The organism is Mycobacterium sp. OTB74 (assembly GCF_029892685.1).
GTDB lineage: Bacteria > Actinomycetota > Actinomycetes > Mycobacteriales > Mycobacteriaceae > Mycobacterium.
Genome location: NZ_JARXVD010000023.1, coordinates 22,422 through 47,045, shown reverse-complemented (window position 1 = coordinate 47,045; position 24,624 = coordinate 22,422). Strand labels below are relative to the sequence as shown.

The 24,624-nt window shown below is 65.2% G+C and carries 1 protein-coding gene; it reads left to right on the top strand.

All coding sequences use genetic code 11. The features are described from left to right. The first annotated feature begins 30 nt into the window (after positions 1-30). A complete protein-coding gene (locus M2432_RS24255; protein ID WP_280829395.1) occupies positions 31-24,624 on the top strand; it encodes a non-ribosomal peptide synthase/polyketide synthase in 24,594 nt (8,197 codons plus the stop codon).

Here is a 24,624-nt window from a genome sequence, read left to right as displayed (position 1 = left end):
GTTGGGTTAAGCGTGCGGATTGGGGGTCAGATGGAGCTTGACGACGGCGCGGTTCCATTGACGCGCGGCCAGCTGGATATATGGCTGGGTCAGGAATTAGGTCACTCCGGTACGGAATGGCAGCTCGGTCTCTTCGTGAGAATCGATGGGACCGTAGTACGCGATCACCTCGAGCGGGCGATCCGGCAAGCACTGCAAGAGGCCGAACCATTCAGGGCCACCTTCTTCGAGGTTGATGGCCAGGTCTTCCAGCGGGCGATCGACAACCCGGACGTCGAGTTGGCCTTCTATGACCTCTGCGGCTCGCGCGATCCCGTGCAGGAAGCACGTGGGATAGCTGAGTCGATCCAACGTACGTTGATGCCGCTCACCGGCCCGCTGTTCAAATTCGCGCTATTTCGGACGCGAGCGGACGAGCATTACTGGTTCGGGTGCTTCCACCACATCATCACAGACGGATCGGGTATTGCGCTGGTAGGCAGGCGGATTGCGGCCATCTACTCCGCAGTCGTTTCTGGCAGGCCCGTCCCTCCCGCGTTCTTCGGCTCGCTGCAGGATCTGGTCAACAGCGAATTGGAATACGAAGCGTCCGCCGATTATCTGGAAGATCGGGCCTACTGGAGCGAGAACCTTCCAGCGGGACACGCACCGGATCATCAGTTACCCCGAGGTGCGGGCGAAAGCGAATCGTATTGGCCGTCTGCGTCGGTTCAATTGGACCCGTCCGTCGTCGGCCGCATCAAAGCGCTGTCCAAAGAGTTGGGTGTCCGTCGAACATCGGTTCTCACGGCGGCCTGCGCACTCCTGGTGAGTGGGTTCGGTGCTGGCGGTTCGGAAGTGGTTCTCGACTTCCCGGTCAGCAGGCGAGTGCACCCTGGGTCGAAGCTACTTCCCGGGATGGTTGCCGGGGTTGTTCCGCTGGTATTGAACCCATCGTCGGAATCTTCAATCGCCGATTTCTGCAACCACGTGGACACCCGAACGCGAGAAGCGTTGAAACATCAGCGGTTTCCAGTCCGCCTCCTCGAAGAGGGTGCTGGTAACCTTCGCGGCCCAGGGCCGGCGAGGAATCGGGTAGTTCTCAATTTTGTGCCGGCCAGAATCGCGTTAGAGCTCGGTGGTGCTCCGACGACGGCGACCTACACTACCTACGGCCCGGTAGATCACTTCGGGCTGTTCTTTCTCGGCGTCGGTGACGAGCAGTCATTCACTACCGCCGGTGCCGGGCAACCGTTTTCACGTTTCAACACCTCGGATTTAGCGGGCCGGTTGGAGCGGGTGTTGGTTGTGATGGCCGCTGATCCGGGGCGGCGGTTGTCGTCGGTGGATGTGCTCGACGAGGGTGAGCGCGCCCGTCTTGATGAGTTGGGCAATCGTGCGGTCCTGACGCAGGCGCCGCCGGAGCCGGTCGCGCTGCCCGGGTTGTTCGCCGCGCAGGTGGCCCGAACCCCGCAGGCGGCGGCGCTGACCTTCGACGCCCGCTCCATGACCTATCGCGAACTGGATGAGGCGTCGAATCGGTTGGCGCACTTGCTGACTGGACGCGGCGCTGGCCCGGGACAGTGTGTGGCGCTGCTGTTGTCCCGGTCGGCTGAGGCGATCGTGGCGATGTTGGCGGTACTCAAGGCTGGGGCGGCCTATGTGCCGATCGATCCGGCGCTGCCGCAGGCACGGGTCGACTTCATGATCGATGATGCCGCGCCGGTCGCCGTGATCACTACTGCGGGGCTGTGCTCTAGGCTCGACTGCCACCATGTGCTTGTCATCGATGTGGATGATCCCGCGATCGAGAGCCAACCCTGCACACCACGGCCCCTGCCGGCGCCGGGTGACATCGCGTACCTGATCTACACCTCGGGCACCACCGGGGTGCCCAAGGGGGTGGCCATCACCCACCACAACGTCACTCAACTGATGGAGACACTGCCCGCCCACTTTCCGGGGGAAGGCGTTTGGACACAATGCCATTCGTATGCCTTCGACCTCTCGGTGTGGGAGATCTGGGGTCCGCTGTTGCACGGCGGCCGGTTGGTGGTGGTGCCCGATTCGGTATCGCGCATACCGGACGAGTTCCACGCATTGCTGGTCGCTGAACAGGTCAGCGTGCTCACCCAGACCCCGTCGGCGGCAGGCGTGCTCTCGCCTGTGGGTTTGGGACCGGTAGCGTTAGTGGTGGCCGGTGAGGCGTGTCCGGCGGAGTTGGTGGATCGCTGGGCGCCTCGGCACGTGATGATCAATTGGTACGGCCCAACTGAGACGACGATGGGACCGGCGTGGACTACGCCGTTGAAGCCGGGCCGGGGTGTGGTGCCGATCGGATCGCCGGTGCCGGGCGCGGCGCTGTTCGTCCTCGATGCGTGGTTACGCCCGGTGCCTTCCGGTGTGGTCGGGGAGTTGTATGTAGCGGGCCGCGGTGTGGGAGTCGGCTATGTGGGCCGGGCCGGGCTGACGGGATCGCGGTTTGTGGCGTGCCCGTTCGGGGCTCCGGGATTGCGGATGTATCGCACCGGGGATCTGGTGTGTTGGGGCGCGGACGGGCAGTTGCGCTATCTGGGACGTGCCGATGAGCAGGTCAAGATTCGTGGGTATCGCATCGAACTCGGTGAGGTCGAAGCGGCTTTGGTGGCCTATCCGCCGGTCGAAACCGCGGCGGTGATTGTCCGCGAGGACCGTCCGGGGGACAAGCGTCTGGTGGGATATGTCACCGGGGATTCAGCCTCCTTGGATCCGGTTTCGATGCGGGCTGCGCTGGCTGATCGGTTGCCGGAGTTCATGGTTCCGGCTGCGGTGGTGGTGTTGGATGTGTTGCCGTTGACGGTTAACGGCAAGCTGGATAAGCGGGCCTTGCCGGCGCCGGAGTATCAGGACAGGGCCGGTTATCGCGCTCCGAGCACCCTGACCGAGGAGATCCTGGCCGGGATTTATGCTCAGGTGCTGGGGCTGGATCGGGTCGGGGTGGACGATTCGTTCTTCGAACTCGGCGGTGACTCGTTGTCGGCGATGCGCCTGATCGCTGCGGTCAATACCGGTCTCGATCTGCGTCCTTCGGTGCGCGCTCTATTCGAGGCGCCGACGGTCGCCCAACTGGCGGCCCGCGTTGGTGCGGGCGCGGATCGGCTCGAGCCCTTGGTGGCCGCCGAGCGGCCCGCGGCAGTGCCGCTGTCCTTCGCCCAGTCCCGGTTGTGGTTCCTCAACCGGTTCGAGGGACGAGTCGCGACGTACAACATGCCGGTCGCCTATCGGATCTGCGGACACCTGGACGTCGACGCCTTGGGTGCGGCGCTGTCGGATGTGGTCGGCCGGCATGAGAGCCTGCGGACGCTTTTCGCCGCTGTTGAGGGTGTGCCGCAGCAGGTTGTGATCGACTCGGATCGGGCTGATTTCGGTTGGCAGGTTGTCGATGCGACCGGCTGGTCGGTGGGGGAGTTGGATCGTGCTGTTGAAGAGGTGACGCTTCATCGCTTCGATCTTGCGGTGGAGATTCCGTTGCGGGCCAGGCTTTTCCGTGTCGGCAACGATGAGCATGTGTTGGTCGCGGTGCTGCACCATATCGCGGGGGATGGTTGGTCGATCACGCCGTTGACCCGCGATCTAGGGATCGCTTACGCCGCTCGTTGTACCGGTCAGGGTCCGGGGTGGGCGGATTTGGCGGTGCAGTACGTGGATTACACGTTGTGGCAGCGTGGACAATTCGGCGATCTGGGCGACGGGGACAGCCTGATCGCCGGGCAGTTGAGTTATTGGATGCAGGCGTTGGCGGGGTTGCCGCAGCGGTTGGCGTTGCCGACGGATCGTCCCTATCCACAGGTAGCTGACTATCGCGGTGCCAGTGTGGCGGTGGACTGGTCGCCCGATCTGCAGCACAAGGTTGCTCGGTTGGCGCGTGAGCATAACGTGACCAGCTTCATGGTGGTGCAGGCCGCCCTGGCGGTGCTGTTGGGCAGATTGAGTGCGAGTTCTGATGTGGCGGTGGGGTTTCCGATCGCGGGGCGGCGTGATCAGGCGCTCGATGAGCTGGTGGGTTTCTTCGTCAACACGCTGGTGTTGCGGGTCGATCTGGCCGGTGATCCCACCCTGGCCGAGCTGTTAGCGCAGGTCCAGCAGCGCAGTCTGGCCGCCTTCGAAAACCAGGACGTGCCCTTCGAAGTGCTTGTGGAGCGGCTCAACCCGACCCGGTCGCTGGCTCATCATCCGCTGATTCAGGTGATGTTGGGTTGGCAGAACTTCCCCGGGTACGACAACGACGATCTTGCGCACGGGCTGAATCTGGGTGATGTGCAGGTCAGCGAACTGTCGGCGGATACCCGTAGCGCCAGAATGGATTTGGTGTTCTTTCTCGGAGATCGCTGGACCGAGGCTGGTGATCCTGCCGGGATCGGCGGCCGGGTGGAGTACCGCACCGACGTTTTCGACGAAGCCACCATTGAAACACTGGCCCGACAGTTGGAGCGGGTGTTGGTGGCGCTGACCGCCGACCCGGGGCAGCGGTTGTCGTCGGTGGATGTACTCGACGAGGCTGAGCGTGCACGCCTTGATGAGTTCGGCAACCGCGCGGTGCTTTCGGGGCCCGCGCCGGTGGGGGTGACGGTGCCCGAGGTGTTCGTCGCGCAGGTGGCGCGTGCTCCGGGGGCGGTGGCGCTGACCTGTGGTGGCCGCTCGTGGTCGTATCGGGAGTTGGATGAGGCGTCGAATCGGTTGGCGCACTGGCTGACTGAGTGTGGTGCGCGCCCGGGTGCGACTGTGGCGGTCCTGTTCTCCCGCTCGGCCGAGGCGATCGTGGCGATCCTGGCGGTACTCAAAACCGGGGCGGCGTATGTTCCGATCGATCCGGCGTCGCCCACGGCGCGAATCGGGTTCATGCTCGCCGATGCCGCGCCCATCGCGGTCGTCACCACCGCCGAATTGCGGTCGCGACTGGACGGGCATGACGTGTCGGTCATCGTCGATGTGGACGATCCCGTGATCCGATCCCAGCTCGCGACCCCATTGCCGATGCCGGCCGCCGACAATATGGCCCACATCATTTACACCTCGGGCACCACGGGGGTGCCCAAGGGGGTGGCGGTCACTCAGCGCAATGTCACTCAGTTGTTTGACTCGCTGCAGATCGGGGTGGAGTTGGCGCCGGGGCAGGTGTGGTCGCAGTGCCATTCCTATGCGTTCGATTTCTCGGTGTGGGAGATCTGGGGTGCGTTGCTCCATGGTGGGCGGCTGGTGGTGGTGCCCGATGCGGTGGCCCGGTCGGCGGATGATTTCCATGCGTTGTTGGTCGGTGAAAAGGTCAGTGTGCTCACCCAGACTCCGTCTGCGGTTGCGGTGCTGCCGACTGAGGGGTTGGAGTCGACGGCGTTGGTGATCGGTGCTGAACCGTGTTCGCTGGAGTTGGTGGATCGGTGGGCGCCGGGTCGGGTGATGGTCAATGTGTACGGTCCGACCGAGACGACGATGTGGCTGTGCAAGAGCGCGCCGCTGACAGTGGGGTCGGGTGCGCCCCCGATCGGTGCGCCGACTGCGGGGGCGGCGTTCTTTGTGTTGGACAAGTGGTTGCGTCCGGTGCCGGCGGGGGTGGTCGGTGAGTTGTATTTGGCGGGTCGTGGTGTGGGAGTGGGGTATTGGCGGCGGGGCGGGTTGACCGCAACACGGTTTGTGGCGTGTCCGTTCGGGGGGTCTGGGGCGCGGATGTATCGGACCGGGGATCTGGTGTCGTGGGGTCCGGATGGGCAGTTGCGGTATTTGGGGCGTGCTGATGAGCAGGTCAAGGTGCGCGGGTACCGCATCGAACTCGGCGAGGTGCAGGCTGCGCTGACCGCTCATCCCCGGGTGGGGCAGGCGGTGGCGGTCACCCACACAACCACGGCCGCTGCTGGCGACGGGGTCAGCGATAAGCAGTTGGTGGGATATGTGGTGTTGGACCGGGAGATGATGCTGGTCCGCGAACCTGAACGGGAAGCGCAGCTGGTCGAGCAGTGGCACGGCCTGTATGAGGGGCTGTATTCGGGTTCGACATTCACCGAGGGTGCGCCGGCGGCCGCGTTGGGGGAGGACTTCGCGGGCTGGCACAGCAGCTACACCGGGGCGCCGATCCCGTTGGGGCAGATGCACGAATGGCAGGCGGCCACCGTCGATCGGATCCTGGCTCTGCAGCCGCAAAGGGTGTTGGAGATCGGGGTGGGTACGGGGCTGTTGCTCGCGCAGGTGGCCCCGGCGTGTGAGCAGTATTGGGGTACGGACTTTTCCGCGCCGACGATTCAGACACTGCAGGCGGCGGTGGCGGCGCAGCCGTGGGGTGATCGGGTGCGGTTGCGGGTGCAGCCGGCCGATGTGGCCGAGGGGTTGCCGGCGGGGCATTTCGATGTGGTGGTGCTCAACTCGGTGGTCCAGTACTTCCCGAGCGCGGGGTATCTGCTGGATGTGTTGGCGGTGGCGATGCGGCTGCTGGCGCCGGGCGGGGCGTTGTTCATCGGTGATGTGCGGAACTTGTCGTTGTTGCGGGAGTTCACCACCGGGGTGATGTGTGCCGACACCTCCACTGGCGAGGACACCGCTGCGGTGATGCGGGAGCGGGTGCGCCGGGAAATGCTGGCCGAGCAGGAACTGTTGTTGGCGCCGGAGTTCTTTGCCGCGTTGCCGCAGCATCTTCCCGACATCGCTGCGGTCGATGTGCAGCTCAAGCGGATGGGTGCGGTCAACGAACTGAGCGGTTATCGGTATGAGGTGGTGCTGCGCAAGGCGCCGGTGCCGGTGCGCTCGGCTGCGGACCTACCGTCGGAACCGTGGCAGCGGTTCGGCAGCCTCGTCAAGTTGAGGGAATATCTTCGGTCGCACCATCGTCCGGAGCTGCGTGTCACCGGGGTGCCCAATGCCGCGGTATGGCCCGATGTGGCGCTGGCGCGGGCGTTGGCGCGGGCCGGTGATCGGGTGCGCGTCACTGAGTTACGTGCCGGCGTATCCGTACTCGATGCGGTGTTGCCGCACCAGTGTCATCTGCTGGGGCAGGAATTGGGCTACGCCACAGCGGTGACCTGGTCGCCGACCGCGGGTTGGGTGGACCTCATCTACACGCGGATCCCCGAGCCGGCCAATGGCGCCGCGCTGCCCGTGCTGTCGGATCTGTACCTGCCCTCCGCCGCCCGCAACGGTTCCCTCGCCGGGACCGTCAATGATCCGTCGGCCATTGAACGGTCCGCTGAACTGCGTGACTTTGTGGCCGCCAGGTTGCCCGAGTTCATGGTGCCGGCGGCGATCATGGTGCTGGGGTCGTTGCCGGTGACGGTGAACGGCAAGCTTGACCGAAAAGCGTTGCCGGCACCGGAGTTCGTCAGTGGGGTGGCGTATCGGGCGCCACGTGACCCGCGGGAACGGTTGTTGGCCGCATTGTTCGGCGAAGTTCTCGGGGCGACGCGGGTCGGTATCGACGATTCGTTCTTCGATCTGGGTGGGCATTCATTATCGGCGACGCGTTTGATCTCGCGGGTCCGGGCGGAGCTGGGCGTTGAGGTCCCGATCCGGGTGTTGTTCGACGCGCCGACCGTGGCTGGGTTGGCCGAATGGATCAGCACGCATGCCGGGGAACGGGTGGGGGCCGCGTTGACGGTGCAACAGCGGCCCGCGGTGCTGCCGTTGTCGTTCGCGCAGTCGCGGTTGTGGTTCATCGACCAATTGCAAGGCCCCTCACCGGTGTACAACATGGCGGTAGCGCTGCGGCTGACCGGGCACCTGGATACCGACGCGTTGGGTGCGGCGCTGGCCGATGTGGTGGGCCGGCATGAAAGCCTGCGGACGGTGATCGCGGCGCCCGAGGGGATTCCCCGGCAGGTGGTGCTGTCCCCTGATCAGTTGGATTTCGGTTGGGAGATTGTCGATTCGAGGGGTTGGCCGGAAGGGCAACTCGACGCGGCCATCGACGCCGCGGTGTGCCACGCGTTTGATCTGGCGGTGGAGATTCCGTTGCGGGCCAGGCTTTTCCGAGTCGGTGATGGTGCGCATGTGTTGGTGGCGGTGTTGCACCATATCGCGGGTGATGGCTGGTCGATCGCCCCATTGACCCGGGATCTGGGCGTGGCGTATGCGGCTCGTTGTGTGGGGCAGGCTCCGGGCTGGGCGGATCTTCCGGTGCAGTACGTGGATTACACGTTGTGGCAGCGTGCGCAGTTCGGCGATTTGGACGACGGGGACAGCTTGATCGCTGGGCAGTTGGCGTACTGGCAGAACGCGTTGGCAGGACTGCCGGACCGACTGGCCTTGCCTACAGATCGTCCGTATCCACAGGTAGCCGATTATCGCGGGGCGAGTGTGGAGGTGGACTGGTCGCCTGATCTGCAGCAGCGGGTTGCTCGGTTGGCGCGTGAGCACAACGTCACCAGCTTCATGGTGATGCAGGCTGCGTTGGCGGTGCTGCTGGGCACTTTGAGCGCGAGTTCTGATGTGGCGTTCGGCTTTCCGATTGCGGGGCGCCGTGACCAGGCACTTGATGAGTTGGTCGGATTCTTCGTGAACACCTTGGTGTTGCGCGTCGACTTAACCGGCGATCCGACCGTCGCTGAGGTGCTGGCCCAGGTGCAGCAGCGCAGCCTGGCCGCGTATGAAAACCAGGACGTGCCCTTCGAGGTCCTCGTCGAAAAACTCAACCCCACCCGGTCACTGGCCCACCACCCACTGATCCAGGTGACATTGGCCTGGGAGAACTTGCCCGGACTAGGTGCCGACCCTGCAGAGGGCTTGGTCTTGGGCGATCTGGAGGTCGCCCGGATACCGGTGAATACCCAAGCCGCCCAAATGGATTTGGTATTCCTCCTCGGAGATCGCTGGACTGAAGCTGGTGATCCGGCCGGCATCGGTGGTCGGATCCAATACCGGACTGATGTGTTTGATGAGGCGTCTGTCGCAGCGTTGGTTGGGCGGTTGGGGCGGGTGTTGGTGGCGATGACCGCTGACCCGGGCCGGCGGTTGTCGTCGGTGGATGTGTTGGATGCCGGTGAGCGTGCTGGTCTTGATGGGTGGGGTAACCGGGCAGTGCTGTCGGGGCCCGCGCCGGAACCGGTGTCGGTGCCCGAGTTGTTCGCCGCGCAGGCCGCCCGAACCCCACAGGCGGTGGCGGTGACCTCCGAGGGCCGCTGTATGAGTTATGGCGAGTTGGATGAGGCGTCGAATCGGTTGGCGCACTTGTTGGTTGGGTGTGGTGCTGGTCCGGGACGGTGTGTGGGGGTGCTGCTGGAGCGGTCGGCTCGGGCGGTGGTGGCGTTGTTGGCGGTGCTTAAGGCCGGGGCGGGGTATGTGCCGATCGATCCGGGATTGCCGGGGTCGCGGGTCGGGTTTGTGCTCGATGATGCCGCGCCGATCGTGGTCATCACCACGGCCGGGTTGGCTGACCGGGTGGGCGGTCACGATGTGCTGGTCGTCGATGTGGATGATCCCGCGATCGGGAGTCAACCCTGCACGCCGCTGCCGGTGCCGTCCCCGGGTGAGGTTGCGTATCTGATTTACACCTCGGGCACCACGGGGGTGCCCAAGGGGGTGGCGGTTACTCACGGCAGTGTCACCGGGTTGTTGGTGTCGTGGGCGGGCGCTTTGCCGATGGGCCCGGATCAGGTGTGGTCGCAGTGTCATTCGTTGGCGTTCGACGTGTCGGTGTGGGAGATCTTCGGGGCGTTGCTCCATGGCGGCCGGGTGGTGGTGGTGCCCGATGAGGTGGTGCGCTCGCCGCAGGATTTGCAGGCGTTGTTGGTGGCCGAGGGTGTGACGGTGTTGAGTCAGACACCCTCGGCGGTGGCCGCATTGGATCCGGCCGTGTTGGGTTCGGTGGCGTTGATGGTGGCCGGTGAGGCCTGCCCTGCCGAGGTGGTTGATGCGTGGGCGCCGGGTCGGGTGATGGTCAACGGGTACGGGCCGACCGAGACCACGATGTGTGTGTCGATGAGTGCGCCGCTGGCGGCCGGCTCGGGTGTTCCGCCGATCGGTTCGCCGGTGGCGGGGGCGGCGTTGTTTGTGCTGGATGGGTGGTTGCGTCCGGTGCCGGCGGGTGTGGTCGGGGAGTTGTATGTCGCCGGTGCTGGTGTGGGAGTGGGGTATTGGCGGCGGGCGCCGTTGACGGGGTCGCGGTTTGTGGCGTGTCCGTTCGGGGTGCCGGGGTCGCGGATGTATCGCACCGGAGATTTGGTGTCGTGGGGTGCCGATGGTCAGTTGCGGTATCTGGGGCGCGTCGATGAGCAGGTCAAGATTCGTGGGTATCGGATCGAGCTGGGCGAAATCCGAACTGTGCTGGCCGGATTGGATGGTGTTGAGCAGGCGGTGGTGATCGCCCGCGAGGACCGTTCGGGCGATAAGCGTCTGGTGGGGTATGTGACCGGCGATGTGGACACCGGTGCCGCACGTGCCGCGCTGGTTGATCGGTTGCCGGAGTTCATGGTTCCCTCGGCGATCGTGGCCATCGATGCGCTACCGTTGACGGTCAACGGCAAGCTTGATCGAAAAGCGTTGCCGGCGCCGGAGTATCAGGACAGGGCCGGTTATCGCGCTCCGAGCACCCTGACCGAGGAGATCCTGGCCGGGATTTACGCCCAAGTCCTCGGACTCGAACGCGTCAGCACCGACCAATCCTTCTTCGAACTCGGCGGCGACAGCATTTTGTCGATGCAGGTGGTGGCGCGGGCGCGTGCGGCGGGGGTGGTGTTCCGGCCGCGGGATGTGTTCGTAGAGCAGTCGGTGGCCGGGCTGGCGCGGGTTGCGACGGTCCTCGACGGTGATGGTGAGGCGGTCGACGAAGGCATCGGCCCGCTGCTGACGACTCCAATCATCTCGTGGCTGCACGATGTTGAGGGTCCGGTCGATGAGTTCAACCAGAGCGTGTTGATTCAGGCTCCGGTTGGGGTGTCTGAGGCTGACGTGCTGGTGGTGTTGCAAGCGGTGCTGGATCGGCATGCCATGTTGCGCATGCGTGTCGAGGACGACGGTGCCGGTGCTTGGCTTTTGAGCGTGCCCGAGTCGGGGTCGGTGGATGCCCGCACCTGCTTGCACACCGTTGACGTGTTGACCGACGACGCGGTCATCGAGGCTCGATCGCGGCTGAACCCTGCGGCCGGGGTGATGGTCAGCGCCCTGTGGTCGGCCGCCACTGGCCAGTTGTTGGTGATCGTGCATCATCTGGCTGTTGATGGGGTGTCGTGGCGAATCCTGTTGGAGGACTTGAACCTTGTGTGGGTCCAGCATCGTGGGGGACAGCCGGTCGTGCTGCCCGCGCCGCGCACATCTTTCGCCCGGTGGGCGCAGGTCCTGGTTGAGCATGCGTATCGCCCGGAGGTGGTGAACACCGCGGAGTGCTGGCGGCAGATCGCGGCGGTGCCGGCAGCCTTGCCTGCGGTGCGCCCGGAGGTGGACAGCTATGCCAATGCCGGCAGTTTGTCGACCGAGTTGGATGTCGAGACGACCCGGATGTTGCTGGGGGAGGTGCCGGCGGCGTTCCATGCCGGGATCAACGACGTTCTGTTGATCGCGTTCGGGCTGGCGTTGACCGAATTCCTGGGCACCGCAGGGGCACCCGTCGTCATCGACGCGGAAGGCCACGGGCGTCAGGAAGAACTGGCCGATGTTGATTTGTCGCGGACGGTGGGCTGGTTCACCACCAAGTACCCGGTGGCGTTGACCGTCGGTGGGTTGGATTGGGGCCAGGTGGCCGCCGGTGATGTGAACTTGGGGCCGATCGTCAAGGGCGCCAAGGAGCAACTACGGGCGTTGCCGGACGGCGTGACGTACGGGCTGTTGCGCTACCTGAACTGTGATGTCGATCTGGCCGGCGCCGATCCGGCGATCGGGTTCAACTATCTGGGCCGCATGGGTGCCGGTGAGGTCTCTGCTGATTTGTGGCGGGTTGCCCAGGACGGTGGGGCGCTCACCGGTGTGGCCGCGGCGGTCCCGATGCCGTTGGCACACACCGTCGAACTCAACGCCGGCACCGTGGACACTGTCGATGGTCCCCGTTTGCGGGCGGGGTGGACGTGGGCGCTCTCGGCACTGGACCACGTCCAGGTCACCCGCCTGTCCGGGCTGTGGTTTGACGCTCTGGCCGGTATCTGCGCGCATGTGCGTGGTGGTGGGGGCGGGTTGACCCCGTCGGATATTGCGCCTGCGCGGCTGACTCAGTGCCAGATCGATGACCTGGGCGCGCAGTATCGGGTGGCTGATATTTTGCCGTTGACACCCCTGCAGCAGGGATTGTTGTTCCACGCCAACGTCGCTCACAGTTCTGGCGACGACGATGTGTATGCCGTGCAGCTCGATCTGACTTTGAGCGGCCGACTCGATCACCACCGGCTGCGGGATGCGGTGCAGTCGGTGGTGTCTCGGCACCCGAACTTGGCCGCGCGGTTCGTCGACCGGTTCGAGGTGCCCGTTCAGATTCTGTCGACTCAACCAGAATTGCCTTGGCAGTACGTTGATCTGAGCCGTGATGGACTCGACCGCAATGAGCGGATCGTGCGGTTGTGTGCGGGTGAGCGTGCGGTGGTGTGTGATCTGGCGAATGAGTCTCCGATGCGGGCGGTGTTGATCCGTACCGGTGTTGATGAGCATCGGTTGGTGTTGACCAGTCATCACATCGTGCTCGATGGCTGGTCGTTGCCGATTGTGTTGGGTGAGGTCTTCGCCGGCTACTACCGCCAGCGGCTGCCCGCGCCGGTGCCGTTCCGCCGGTTCGTCGATTGGCTCGCCGACCGCGACGTCGATGGCGCCCGCGCCGTCTGGGGCGAGGTGTTGGCCGGTGTCGATGCTCCGACGCTGGTGGGTCCGCCCGATCGCGTCGGGCCGGGCCCGCGGGCGACCGCGATGTTCGGGTTGTCCGAGCAGACCACTGCGGCGGTGGCGGAGTTGGCGCGGTCGTGTCAGACCACGGTGAGCACGGTGTTGCAGGCGGCGTTCGCGCAGCTGTTGATGGGGTTGACCGGCCGCAGTGATGTCGTGTTCGGTGCGGTGGTCTCAGGCCGGCCGGCCGAGGTGGCCGGCGTGGATGCGATGGTCGGTTTGTTGATCAACACGGTGCCGGTACGCGCGAGGATTGAGCCGACCACGACCACCGCTGATCTGCTCGCTCAGTTGCACAAGGTCCGTAACCAGACACTCGACCACGAACACCTGGGGCTCAACGAGATTCACCACCTCAGCGGCCACCACCAACTGTTCGACACCGCCTTCGTCTACGAGAACTACCCCATCAACACCACCACCATGGCCAGCACCGACGACCTGACCATCACCGAACTCACCAACCACGAGTACAACCATTACTCACTCACGATCCAAGCCATGCCCGGTGACGTGCTGAACCTGCGGATCCAATACCGGACTGATGTGTTTGATGAGGCGTCTGTCGCAGCGTTGGTTGGGCGGTTGGGGCGGGTGTTGGTGGCGATGACCACTGACCCGGCGCAGCGGTTGTCGTCGGTGGATGTGCTCGACGACGTTGAGCGCGCCGCGCTAGCTGTGCTGGGTAATCGTGCGGTCCTGATGCAGACGCCGCCGGAACCGGTGTCGGTGCCCGGGGTCTTCGCCGCGCAGGCCGCCCGAACCCCACAGGCGGTGGCGGTGACCTCCGAGGGCCACTGCATGAGTTATGGCGAGTTGGATGAGGCGTCGAATCGGTTGGCGCACTTGTTGGTTGGGTGTGGTGCTGGTCCGGGACGGTGTGTGGGGGTGCTGCTGGAGCGGTCGGCCGAGGCGATCGTGGCGTTGTTGGCGGTGCTTAAGGCCGGGGCGGGGTATGTGCCGATCGATCCGGGATTGCCGGGGTCGCGGGTCGGGTTTGTGCTCGATGATGCCGCGCCGATCGTGGTCATCACCACGGCCGGGTTGGCTGACCGGGTGGGCGGTCACGATGTGCTGGTCGTCGATGTGGATGATCCCGCGATCGGGAGTCAACCCTGCACGCCGCTGCCGGTGCCGTCCCCGGGTGAGGTTGCGTATCTGATTTACACCTCGGGCACCACGGGGGTGCCCAAGGGGGTGGCGGTTACTCACGGCAGTGTCACCGGGTTGTTGGTGTCGTGGGCGGGCGCTTTGCCGATGGGCCCGGATCGGGTGTGGTCGCAGTGTCATTCGTTGGCGTTCGACGTGTCGGTGTGGGAGATCTTCGGGGCTTTGCTCCATGGCGGCCGGGTGGTGGTGGTGCCCGATGAGGTGGTGCGCTCGCCGCAGGATTTGCAGGCGTTGTTGGTGGCCGAGGGTGTGACGGTGTTGAGTCAGACACCCTCGGCGGTGGCCGCATTGGATCCGGCCGTGTTGGGTTCGGTGGCGTTGATGGTGGCCGGTGAGGCCTGCCCTGCCGAGGTGGTTGATGCGTGGGCGCCGGGTCGGGTGATGGTCAACGGGTACGGCCCGACCGAGACCACGATGTGTGTGTCGATGAGTGCGCCGCTGGCGGCGGGGTCGGGTGTTCCGCCGATCGGTTCGCCGGTGGCGGGGGCGGCGTTGTTTGTGCTGGATGGGTGGTTGCGGCCGGTGCCGGCGGGTGTGGTCGGGGAGTTGTATGTCGCCGGTGGTGGTGTGGGAGTGGGGTATTGGCGGCGGGCGCCGTTGACGGGGTCGCGGTTTGTGGCGTGTCCGTTCGGGGTGCCGGGGTCGCGGATGTATCGCACCGGAGATTTGGTGTCGTGGGGTGCCGATGGTCAGTTGCGGTATCTGGGGCGCGTCGATGAGCAGGTCAAGATTCGTGGGTATCGGATCGAGCTGGGCGAAATCCGAACTGTGCTGGCCGGATTGGATGGTGCTGAGCAGGCGGTGGTGATCGCCCGCGAGGACCGTTCGGGCGATAAGCGTCTGGTGGGGTATGTGACCGGCGATGTGGACACCGGTGCCGCACGTGCCGCGCTGGTTGATCGGTTGCCGGAGTTCATGGTTCCCTCGGCGATCGTGGCCATCGATGCGCTACCGTTGACGGTCAACGGCAAGCTTGATCGAAAAGCGTTGCCGGCGCCGGAGTATCAGGACAGGGCCGGTTATCGCGCTCCGAGCACCCTGACCGAGGAGATCCTGGCCGGGATTTATGCTCAGGTGCTTGGGCTCGAACGCGTCAGCACCGACCAATCCTTCTTCGAACTCGGCGGTGACTCGTTGTCGGCGATGCGCCTGATCGCTGCGGTCAATGCGGGGATGGATGCCGCCCTTGCGGTGCGCACCGTGTTCGAGGCGCCGACGGTGGCGCAGTTGGCGCCTCGCATCCGGGCGGGCGAGGGCCAGCTCAAGCCCTTGGTGGCGGTGGAGCGGCCTGCGGTGGTGCCGTTGTCGTTTGCGCAGTCGCGGTTGTGGTTCCTCGACCAATTACAAGGCCCCACAGCGGTTTACAACATGCCGGTAGCGCTGCGGTTGACGGGGCCACTGGATGCCGATGCGTTGGGTGCGGCGCTGGGGGATGTGGTGGGTCGGCATGAGAGCCTGCGGACGTTGATCGAGGCCCCCAGTGGGGTAGCCCGGCAGCGGGTGCACGAGGCCGATGGGGCTGACTTCGGTTGGCAGATTGTCGATGCAACCGGCTGGTCGGAGATCCAACTCGATGACGCCATCGATGCCGTGGTCGGCCATCTGTTTGATATCTCCACGGAGATCCCTTTGCAGTCAAGGCTTTTCCGTATTGCTGATGGTGAGCATGTGTTGGTGGCGGTGGTGCACCATATCGCTGCCGACGGCTGGTCGATCGCCCCGTTGGTCGCCGATCTGGGTATGGCTTATGCCAGCCGCTGCGTGGGGCAGTCTCCCGATTGGGCGGATCTCCCGGTGCAGTATGTGGATTACACGTTGTGGCAGCGTGCGCAGTTCGGTGATCTGGCCGATAGCGGTAGCCCGATCGCCGGGCAGTTGGCGTACTGGCAGCATGCGTTGGCGGGATTGCCGGACCGGTTGGCGTTGCCGACAGATCGCCCCTATCCGCAGGTGGCCGATTATCGCGGGGCCAGTGTGGCGGTGGACTGGCCGGCGGATCTGCAGCAGAAGGTTGCTCGGTTGGCGCGTGAGCATAACGTGACCAGTTTCATGGTGGTGCAGGCCGCGTTGGCGGTGCTGTTGGGCACGTTGAGTGCGAGTTCTGATGTGGCGGTGGGTTTTCCGATCGCGGGTCGGCGTGATCCGGCGCTCGATGAGCTGGTGGGTTTCTTCGTCAACACCTTGGTGTTGCGCGTCGACTTAACCGGTGATCCGACCGTCGCTGAGCTGTTAGCGCAGGTGCAGCAGCGCAGCCTGGCCGCCTATGAAAACCAGGACGTGCCCTTCGAGGTCCTCGTCGAAAGACTCAACCCCACCCGGTCACTGGCCCACCACCCACTGATCCAGGTGATGTTGGCCTGGCAGAACCTGCCCGCCGGTACCAACGATCCCTCGAGCGTGGGGGTGGCGTCGGGTGATCTGGCCATCTCTCCGATGCCGGTGAACACCCAGACTGCTCGGATGGACCTGTCGTTCTCGTTGGCCGAACGCCAGACCGAGGCTGGTGATCCGGCCGGCATCGGTGGTCGGGTGGAATACCGCACCGATGTGTTCGACGAAGCTTCCGTTGAATCGTTGGCCCGGCGGTTGGAGCGGGTGTTGGTGGCCATGACCACCGACCCGGCGCAGCCGTTGTCGTCGGTGGATGTACTCGACGACGGCGAGCGCGCCGCGCTGGATGTGCTGGGTAATCGTGCGGTCCTGACGCAGGCGCCGCCGGAACCGGTCTCGGTGCCCGAGTTGTTCACCGCACAGGTTGCCCGAACCCCGGAAGCGGTGGCGGTGACCTCCGGCCACCTGTCGATGACCTATTGCGAACTCGATGAGGCGTCGAATCGGTTGGCACATCTACTGATTGACCGCGGTGTGTGCGCTGGTGGGTGCGTGGCGTTGTTGTTGGAGCGCTCGGCGCACGCCGTGGTGACGATGCTGGCGATACTGAAAACCGGGGCGGCGTACTTGGCGATCGATCCGGCGCTGCCGCAGGCACGGGTCGACTTCATGTTGAGCGACGCCGATGCAAGCGCCGTGATCACCGCGGCCGGGCTAGCTGACCGTCTGGACGGCCACCATGTACTGGTCATCGATGTCGACGACTCCGCTATCCAGAGCCAACCCCGCACGCCGCTGCCGGCACCGGCGCCCGATGACATTGCGTATCTGATTTACACCTCGGGCACCACCGGCGCCCCGAAAGCGGTGGCGCTGAGCCACCGCAATCTCGCCCATCTGGCGGATTCGCCGCCCATTGGCCTGCCGGCGGCGCAGGTGTGGACGCAGTGCCATTCGTATGCCTTCGATTTCTCGGTATGGGAGATCTGGGCGGCACTGATGGCCGGCGGACGGCTGGTGGTGGTGCCCGATGAGGTGGTCCGTTCGCCGGAGGACTTCCATGCCTTGCTGGTGCGCGAGCACGTCAACGTCCTCACTCAAACCCCGTCCGCGGTCGCGGCACTGCGCCGGCAAGGACTGGAGTCGGTGGCGCTGCTGCTCGGCGGCGAGGCCTGCCCATCGGAGGTCGTCGACGAGTGGGCGCCCGGGCGGATGATGATCAACGCCTACGGCCCCACCGAAGCCACCGTGTACGCGGCGATCACCGCTCCGATGGGGCGGGGGTCGGCAGCGGCGGGGGTGGCGCCTATCGGTTCGCCGCCACCGACCACCGCGTTGTTCGTGCTCGATGGGTGGTTGCGGCCGGTGCCCGCCGGTGTGGTTGGGGAGTTGTATATCGCCGGTGCTGGTGTGGGAGTGGGGTATTGGCGGCGGGCGCCGTTGACGGGGTCGCGGTTTGTGGCGTGTCCGTTCGGGGTGCCGGGGTCGCGGATGTATCGCACCGGAGATTTGGTGTCGTGGGGTGCCGATGGTCAGTTGCGGTATCTGGGGCGCGTCGATGAGCAGGTCAAGATTCGTGGGTATCGGATCGAGCTGGGCGAAATCCGAACTGTGCTGGCCGGATTGGATGGTGTTGAGCAGGCGGTGGTGATCGCCCGCGAGGACCGTCCGGGGGATAAGCGTCTGGTGGGGTATGTGACCGGCGATGTGGACACCGGTGCCGCACGTGCCGCGCTGGTTGATCGGTTGCCGGAGTTCATGGTTCCCTCGGCGATCGTGGCCATCGATGCGCTACCGTTGACGGTCAACGGCAAGCTTGATCGAAAGGCGTTGCCGGCGCCGGAGTATCAGGACAGGGCCGGTTATCGCGCTCCGAGCACCCTGACCGAGGAGATCCTGGCCGGGATTTATGCTCAGGTGCTTGGGCTGGATCGGGTCGGGGTGGACGATTCGTTCTTCGAACTCGGCGGTGACTCGTTGTCGGCGATGCGCCTGATCGCTGCGGTCAATGCGGGGATGGATGCCGCCCTTGCGGTGCGCACCGTGTTCGAGGCGCCGACGGTGGCGCAGTTGGCGCCTCGCATCCGGGCGGGCGAGGGCCGGCTCAAGCCCTTGGTGGCGGTGGAGCGGCCTGCGGTGGTGCCGTTGTCGTTTGCGCAGTCGCGGTTGTGGTTCCTCGACCAATTACAAGGCCCCACAGCGGTTTACAACATGGCGGTAGCGCTGCGGTTGACGGGGCCACTGGATGCCGATGCGTTGGGTGCGGCGCTGGGGGATGTGGTGGGTCGGCATGAGAGTTTGCGGACGCTTCTCGCCGCTGTTGAGGGTGTGCCGCAGCAGGTTGTGGTGGCTGCTGACCAGGCGGATTTCGATTGGCAGGTTGTCGATGCGACCGGATGGTCGGAAGGCGAGCTGGAGGGGGCCATCGACGCGGTGGTGTGCCACGCGTTCGATTTGGCGGTGGAGATTCCGTTGCGGGCCAGGCTTTTCCGTATTGCTGATAGTGAGCATGTGTTGGTGGCGGTGGTGCACCATATCGCCGCCGACGGCTGGTCGATCGCGCCGTTGACCCGGGATCTGGGGCTGGCGTATGCGGCGCGTTGCGCGGGTCAGGGTCCGGGGTTGGCGGATCTTCCGGTGCAGTATGTGGATTACACGTTGTGGCAGCGGGGGCAGTTCGGTGATTTAGCCGATAGTGCGAGCCCGATCGCGGGGCAGTTGGCGTATTGGCAGCATGCGTTGGCGGGGTTGCCGGACCGGTTGGCGTTGCCGACAGATCGCCCCTATCCGCAGGTGGCCGATTATCGCGGGGCGAGTGTGGAGGTGGACTGGTCGGCGGATCTGCAGCAGCGGGTTGCTCGGTTGGCGCGTGAGCATAACGTGACCAGTTTTATGGTGGTGCAGGCCGCCCTGGCGGTGTTGTTGGGCAAACTTAGCGCGAGTTCTGATGTGGCGGTGGGTTTTCCGATCGCGGGTCGGCGTGATCCGGCGCTCGATGAGTTGGTGGGTTTCTTCGTTAACACCTTGGTGTTGCGCGTCGACTTAACCGGTGATCCCACCGTCGACGAGCTCTTGGGCCAGGTGCGCTCGCGAAGCTTGGCCGCTTACGAGCATCAGGATGTGCCCTTCGAAGTGGTTGTGGAGCGGCTCAATCCGGCCCGGTCGTTGACGCATCATCCGTTGGTTCAGGTGATGTTGGCCTGGCAGAACCTGCCCGCCGGTACCAACGATTCCTCGAGCGTGGGGGTGGCGTCGGGTGATCTGGCCATCTCTTCGATGCCGGTGAACACCCAAACCGCTCGGATGGACCTGTCGCTCTCGTTGGCGGAACACCGGACCGAGGCTGGTGATCCGGCCGGCATCGGTGGTCGGGTCGAATACCGCACGGATGTGTTCGACGAAGCTTCCGTTGAATCGTTGGCCCGGCGGTTGGAGCGGGTGTTGGTGGCGATGACCACCGACCCGGCGCAACCGTTGTCGTCGGTGGATGTGCTTGACGAGGATGAGCACGCCCGTCTCGATGACTTGGGCAACCGGGCGATACTGACGCAAACCCCGCGGGAGCCGGTCTCGGTGCCCGAGGTGTTCGCCGCGCAGGTCGCTCGAACGCCGCAGGCGGCGGCGCTGACCTTTGACGACCGCTCCATGACCTATCGTGAACTGGACGACGCATCGAATCGGTTGGCGCACTTGCTGACTGGGTGTGGTGCGGGCCCAGGCGGGTGTGTGGCGCTGCTGCTGGAACGGTCGGCCGAGGCGATCGTGGCGATGTTGGCGATACTCAAGGCTGGGGCAGCCTATCTGCCGATCGACCCCGCACTGCCGCAGGCACGGGTCGAGTTCATGCTCGCCGATGCCGCACCAATCGCCGCGATCACCAGCGCCGGGTTGGCCAACCGGCTCGACGGCCGCCATGTGCTTGTCATCGATGTCGACGACCCCGCTATCGATAGCCAACTCTGCACGCCGCTGTCGGTGCCGGCGCCCGATGACATCGCGCATCTGATTTACACCTCGGGCACCACCGGGGTGCCGAAAGGAGTGGCGGTCACCCACGCGAATGTGACCCAGTTGTTCGATCGACTCGACGCCGGCGTGGAATTGGCGCCGGGGCAAGTGTGGTCGCAGTGCTCGTCGTTGGCGTTCGACTATTCGGTGTGGGAGATCTTCGGGGCGTTGCTCCATGGCGGCCGGCTGGTGGTGGTACCCGACGAGGTGGTGCGCTCGCCGCGGGATCTGCAGGAGTTGTTGGTGGCCGAGGGTGTGACGGTGTTGAGTCAGACGCCCTCGGCGGCGGGGGCGTTGGAGCCGGCTGGGTTAGGTTCGGTGGCGTTGATGGTGGCCGGTGAGACCTGCCCCGTCGACGTCGTGGATCGGTGGGCGCCGGGGCGGGTGATGGTCAACGGTTACGGGCCGACCGAGACCACGGTGTATGCCACTATCAGTGCGCCGCTGGCGGCCGGCTCGGGTGTTCCGCCGATCGGGTCGCCGGTGGCGGGGGCGGCGTTGTTCGTGCTCGACGGGTGGTTGCGTCCGGTGCCCGCCGGTGTGGTCGGGGAGTTGTATATCGCCGGTGCTGGTGTGGGAGTGGGATATTGGCGGCGGGCGCCGTTGACCGGATCGCGGTTCGTGGCATGTCCGTTCGGGGCGCCGGGGTCGCGGATGTATCGCACCGGAGATTTGGTGTCGTGGGGTGCCGATGGTCAGTTGCGGTATCTGGGGCGCGCCGATGAGCAGGTCAAGGTTCGCGGGTATCGCATCGAACTCGGCGAAATCCAGGCCGCGCTCAGCGACGTGGATGGTGTCGAGCAGGCGGTGGTGATCGCCCGCGAAGACCGTCCGGGGGACAAGCGTCTGGTGGGGTATGTGACCGGCGATGTGGACCCGGTGGCGGCGCGTACCGCACTGGCAGATCGGTTGCCCGAGTTCATGGTTCCTGCCACGGTGGTGGTGTTGGAGGAGTTGCCGTTGACGGTCAACGGCAAACTTGATCGAAAAGCGTTGCCGGCGCCGGAGTATCGGGCTACCGATGTATATCGGGAACCCTCGGATGCGGTCGAGGAGATCGTGGCCGGAATCTTCGCGCATGTGCTGGGCGTGGAGCGGGTCGGGGTGAACGATTCGTTCTTCGAACTCGGCGGCGACAGCATTTTGTCGATGCAGGTGGTGGCGCGGGCCCGTGCGGCGGGGGTGGTGTTCCGGCCGCGGGATGTGTTCGTTGAGCAGTCGGTGGCCGGTTTGGCTCGGGTTGCGATGGTCGTCGACGGTGATGATGAGGTGGTCGACGAAGGCATCGGGCCGGTGTCGGCGACGCCAATCATCCAGTGGCTGCGCGATTTTCAGGGCCTGGTTGATGAGTTCAACCAGAGCGTGTTGATTCAGGCGCCGGTTGGGGTGACCGAGGCTGATGTCGTGGTGGTGTTGCAGGCGGTGTTGGATCGACATGCCATGTTGCGGCTGCGCGTCTCCGCCCAAGACGCGCAAGCGGGTGCCGGTCGTTGGTCGCTGAGCGTGCCCGAGCCGGGGGCGGTGGATGCCCGCACGTGCCTGCACACCGTCGACGTGTTGACCGACGATGCGGTCACCAAGGCCCGAGCACGGCTGAACCCCGCGGCAGGGGCGATGGTCAGCGCGCTGTGGGTGCCCTGTGATGGTCAGTTGTTGGTGATCGTGCATCATCTGGCGGTTGATGGGGTGTCGTGGCGAATCCTGTTGGAGGACTTCAATCTCGCGTGGGCTCAGCATCGTGGGGGTCAGCCGGTGGCGTTACCTGCGCCGCGGACATCCTTCGCCCGGTGGGCGCAGGTCCTGGTTGAGCATGCGTATCGCCCGGAGGTCGTGAGCACGGCTAAGGCGTGGCGGCAGATCGCAGCGGTGCCCGCCGCGTTGCCGGCGGTGCGCCCGGAGGTGGACACTTATGCCAACGCCGGCAGTCTGTCGGTGGAGTTGGATGTCGAGACGACCCGGATGCTGCTGGGGGAGGTTCCGGCGGCGTTTCACGCCGGGATAAATGACATTCTGTTGATTGCGTTCGGGCTGGCGCTGACCGAATTCCTCGGCAGCGCAGGCTCTCCGGTTGTCATCGACGCCGAAGGCCATGGGCGCCAAGAAGAGTTGTCCGACGGTGGGGACGTTGTCGATTTGTCGCGGACGGTGGGCTGGTTCACCACCAAGTACCCGGTATCTCTCACGGTCGGTGGGTTGGACTGGGAACGGGTGCTTGCCGGTGATGTGAACTTGGGGCCGATCGTCAAGGGCGCCAAGGAGCAACTACGGGCGTTGCCGGACGGCGTGACGTACGGGCTGTTGCGCTACCTGAACTGTGATGTCGATCTGGCCGGCGCCGACCCGGCGATCGGGTTCAACTATCTGGGCCGGATGGGTGCCGGTGAGGTCTCTGCTGAGTTGTGGCGGGTTGCCCAGGACGGTGGGGCGCTCACCGGTGTGGCCGCGGCGGTCCCGATGCCGTTGGCGCACACCGTCGAACTCAATGCCGGCACCGTGGACACTGTCGGTGGTCCCCGTTTGCGGGCGGGGTGGACGTGGGCGCTCTCGGCACTGGACCACGCGCAGGTCACCCGGCTGTCCGGGCTGTGGTTCGACGCCCTGGCCGGCATCTGCGCGCATGTGCGCGACGGCGGTGGGGGATTGACCCCGTCGGATATCGCCCCTGCGCGGCTGACTCAGCACCAGATCGATGACCTGCGCCAGACACACGAGGTCGCCGACGTTCTGCCGCTGACACCTTTGCAGCAGGGATTGTTGTTCCACGCCAACGTCGCTCACAGTTGTGGCGATGACGTGTACGCGGTGCAGATAGGTGTCACGTTGAACGGCCGGCTCGACCGGTACCGGCTGCAGGAGGCCGTGCAGGCGGCCGTCCAACGTCATCCCAATCTGGTCGCGCGGTTCTGTGAGCCGGCCGGTGGGCAGGACCCGCGAATCTACTTCGACGAACCGGTCCAAGTGATCCTGACGGATGCCGAATTGCCTTGGCAGTATGTCGATGTCGGCCGTGAGGCCCAGGACCGCGATGAGCGGATGGAGCGGTTGTGTGCGGGTGAGCGTGCGGCGGTATGTGATCTGGCGAATGAGTCCCCGATGCGGGCGGTGTTGATCCGTACCGGTGTCGATGAGCATCGGTTGGTGTTGACCAGTCATCACATCGTGCTCGACGGGTGGTCGTTGCCGATCGTGTTGGGGGAGGTGTTCGCCGGCTACTACCGCCAGCGCCTGCCGGCACCGGTGCCGTTCCGCCGCTTCGTCGATTGGCTGGCCGAGCGTGACCTCGATGCTGCCCGCGATGCGTGGCGAGAAGTGTTGGCGGGCTTCGACACTCCGACCTTGGTCGGTCCGCCAGACCTGGGGTTGGGTCCGCGAAACGTTACCTCGCTGCGGGTTCCGGAGCAGACCACGCTGGCGTTGAACGAACTGGCGCGTACCCACCACACCACGGTGAGCACCGTCCTGCAGGCTGCCTGGGCACAGCTGTTGATGGCTATCACCGGTCAACGTGATGTCGCCTTCGGCGTGGTGGTGTCGGGTCGGCCGGCAGAGGTGGCCGGCGCAGATGCGATGATCGGTTTGTTGATCAACACGGTGCCGATGCGCGCGAGGATTGAGCCGACGACCACCACCGCTGATCTGCTCGATCAGTTGCACAAGGTGCATAATCAGACACTCGACCACGAACACCTGGGGCTTAACGAGATTCACCGAGCGGTCGGTCAGGCAAAGCTGTTCGACACTGCCTTCGTCTACGAGAACTACCCCATCGACACCGCCATCATGTCCAGCACCGACGACCTGACCATCACCGACGTCGACAGCCGCGACTGTTACCACTACCCGCTCACGATCCAAGCCGTGCCGGGCCCGGAACTGGTTCTTCACGTCCAATTCCGTACTGACGTATTCGAGGCCGCCAGTATCGAGATACTGATGCAACGATTCGAGCAAGTGCTGGAGGCCATGACCGCCGAACCGAATCAGCCGTTGGCATCCATCGGGGTCTGGGAAGGGCAGGTCCGCAAGGCGATGCCGGCAGCTGAGTCGGCGATCGCATCCGGGCATTGCGACGTCGCCGATGCGAATCGGCCCCCGGCCAGCGAGGCGGAGCGGATCGTGGCAGACATCTACACCCGACTGCTGGGGGCGGAGCGGGTCGGGGTCGATCAATCCTTCTTCGATCTGGGTGGCGATTCACTGTCCGCGATGCGTGCGGTCGCCGCGATCAACGCGGCCCTGGGAACCCACCTCGCGGTCACCAATGTGTTCGACGCACCGACGGTCAGAAGCCTCAGCCGGCGAGTGCGCGGATGTGCCGACTGA

Excerpts from the sequence above, each read along its gene's own strand:
- M2432_RS24255 (WP_280829395.1), top strand. The coding sequence starts at position 31 with ATGGAGCTTGACGACGGCGCGGTTCCATTGACGCGCGGCCAGCTGGAT.